The 2113-nt window shown below is 59.2% G+C and carries 4 protein-coding genes; 1 reads left to right on the top strand and 3 read right to left on the bottom strand.

Annotated features, from left to right (window positions below; translation table 11 throughout):
- Positions 1-30: 30 nt before the first annotated feature.
- On the bottom strand, positions 31-801 hold the full coding sequence (locus NW827_RS00210; RefSeq protein WP_414362112.1) for a Ycf66 family protein: 771 nt from the start codon (positions 799-801) through the stop codon (positions 31-33).
- Positions 802-974: 173 nt separating this feature from the next.
- On the opposite strand from NW827_RS00210, the gene NW827_RS00205 reads away from it, so the two are divergent.
- Positions 975-1394 (top strand): hypothetical protein, encoded by a 420-nt coding sequence (locus NW827_RS00205; protein ID WP_414404490.1) that lies wholly within the window; start codon positions 975-977, stop codon positions 1392-1394.
- Here NW827_RS00205 and aroH read toward each other — a convergent pair.
- Positions 1368-1742: a chorismate mutase gene (gene aroH, locus NW827_RS00200; protein ID WP_414362287.1), complete on the bottom strand. Its 375-nt coding sequence runs from the start codon at positions 1740-1742 to the stop codon at positions 1368-1370. The two genes, NW827_RS00205 and aroH, sit on opposite strands and share 27 nt — an antisense overlap.
- A gap of 71 nt (positions 1743-1813) precedes the next feature.
- The coding region (locus NW827_RS00195; protein WP_414503191.1) for a V4R domain-containing protein at positions 1814-2113 on the bottom strand (300 nt) is incomplete at its 5' end.

The raw sequence follows: 2113 nt of genomic DNA, 5'->3' as shown, positions 1-2113 counted from the left end.
ATCCCTTCTCTCTAGGAACTGCTGGGGCAGCTAGAACAAGTCGTCCTCGTATTCGTCCGGCTCTGCCTCTTGCACTTCCACCGATTCCACCTCAACGATGCGGCGGGAGGAAGGGCGGGGCTTTTCTTCGATGTAGTCCTCCTCTGGGGTTTGGGGTAGACGGGGAGGACGACGTTGGGCAGCTGAGTCAGGGCTTTGGTCCTCCTCACGGGTTGGACGACGAGGGCGACGGGAGTCAGCTGCCTGCTGCGAGGCGGTCTCCCCCTCTTCATAGCCGTACTCGTCCTCCTGTTCCACCTCTGGGCGACGGCGCGGGCGCACCTGGGTATTGCTGGTCAACTGAGGCCGCGGGCGGCGGGTTGGTTCCTCGCTGCGTTCGGGAATGGAACGGCTGGAGGAGGAGGTATCGCGGATGCGGGATCCACTGGCCCCGCTAGCAACGGCACGTCCTTGGACGTAGCCATCCGGCGGATAGGTGCGGCTAAAGCCTTGGCGTCGCACAACCGGCCGCACTCCCGCTATCTGGCGCACCTTCTCATTTAAGAGAATGCGCAGGCGGAAGGTCTGGATGGCAAACCAGCCAGCCATCACCGCCAACAGCACCTGGGCAAAAAACAGCAGGGGGATTAGGCGCTGACCCTCCAAGAGCAGGGAGATGGAGTAGATCAGGCCCATCGTAGCAAAGATTACATCCGACTCTTCCGCCGCCTCAGGCTTGACAAAGCGGACGGCAAAGATGGCTCCACTGGCAATTGCCACCAGGGCTGCCATCAAAAAGTAGGGGCTTTGGGTGAGAAACATGCCAGGGATCCCCAAACGATAAGAGGGGGAAAGCTGCAAGCTTTACCCATTTCAGAGCCGATCCTAACACCAATCCTTCTGCTGGCACGGGGCTGTGGACTCAGGTTTGGGCTGAGGATCCTTGGGCAGGGAGGGGTTGGTGTTAGAATCAAGGGCAGCTTCCGGTAGGCTCCATGCTGTACCTGGCACGGGTAGACAGAAAAGGTCTTTTTGGCCAAGCAGAGCTGCAGCTCTTGGCCCAGCAGGGGGAGAAAGGGGTTTGGACACCCCTGCGCCCAGCGGAGCGGATTACCCTCAAGGAAGCGGCCTCTTACAACGTTGGGGTGTTGTTGCTGGTCGAGCTGGCAGAAAACCGGCAGGTGCAGCGGGTGGAAGAGGCGGCAATGAAGCTGGTGGAGATGTTGCACAGCCTCTCCCAAGCCTACAGCCTGGTTGATTGGACAGAGATTGAAAACTGGCGCCTTTCCCTGACTCGGCAAAGCCAAGAGCTCAGTCGTCGCGAAGCTGAGGTGGCTGCTCGCCAGGAGCAGCTGCAACAGTGGGAAGCTCAACTGCGGCAGCAGCAATCAGACAGGGCTGAGATCCGGCCGTAGCTCGCGGGCACCCCTCAAATAGACGTGGTGCATCTCCGCCTGAGTCAGGGGGGTGTTCAGTTGGATTAAAACGCGGATGCAGCGTGGCAAAGCCCCATTGACATCCATCTGTTGCACATCCAACAGAGGTACTGACTCCCAGCCAGGGCGGCGGCGGGCAAATTGGGCAGGAAAGGCGGCATCTAGGTCAGGGGTAACCGAGAAAATAACACTCACTACCTCCGCCAGATCAATGGCGTTGCGATGTTCTAGAGCATCCAGAAGCTCGTTTACCGCCGCACCAATGGCCTCGGCCGTGTTGGCCGGCACGGTGATGGCTCCTCGAATTGCTCTCACCCGCCACCCCAATGGCTGTGCCCTCGTGCCTTTGAGCTCGTCTTGCTTCCAGAAGATTATACAAACTTCTCGTTCCAATCTTGCTACGGGGTAGACTGCAACACCTTCTCTAAGATCTGCTCGTGGCTAAAGCCAGCATCTACCCAGGCTTCTGCTTCCTTGAGGCGAGTGGCAGCTGTCAAGATAAACAAGTTGCTTTTTGCCCCCAAAGCTTCACTGCTGGTTTGCACGCAGGCCAAATCTTGGCCAGTTAACTGGCTAAACCAGGTGGCCAGCAGCCCTGCCTCCAGAAAGCCCATCGGGCGCTTGAAGTGGGGGGGGGTGGCGGCAGCGAAGGGAGAGTTGCGGATTGACCCCACCCGCCCCCCCTGATCTTTGTCGCT

Source organism: Synechococcus sp. H70.1 (assembly GCF_047502705.1).
Classification (GTDB): domain Bacteria; phylum Cyanobacteriota; class Cyanobacteriia; order Thermostichales; family Thermostichaceae; genus Thermostichus.
The sequence above is the reverse complement of the archived record's forward strand: the minus strand, read 5'-3'. Positions and strand labels throughout refer to the sequence as shown.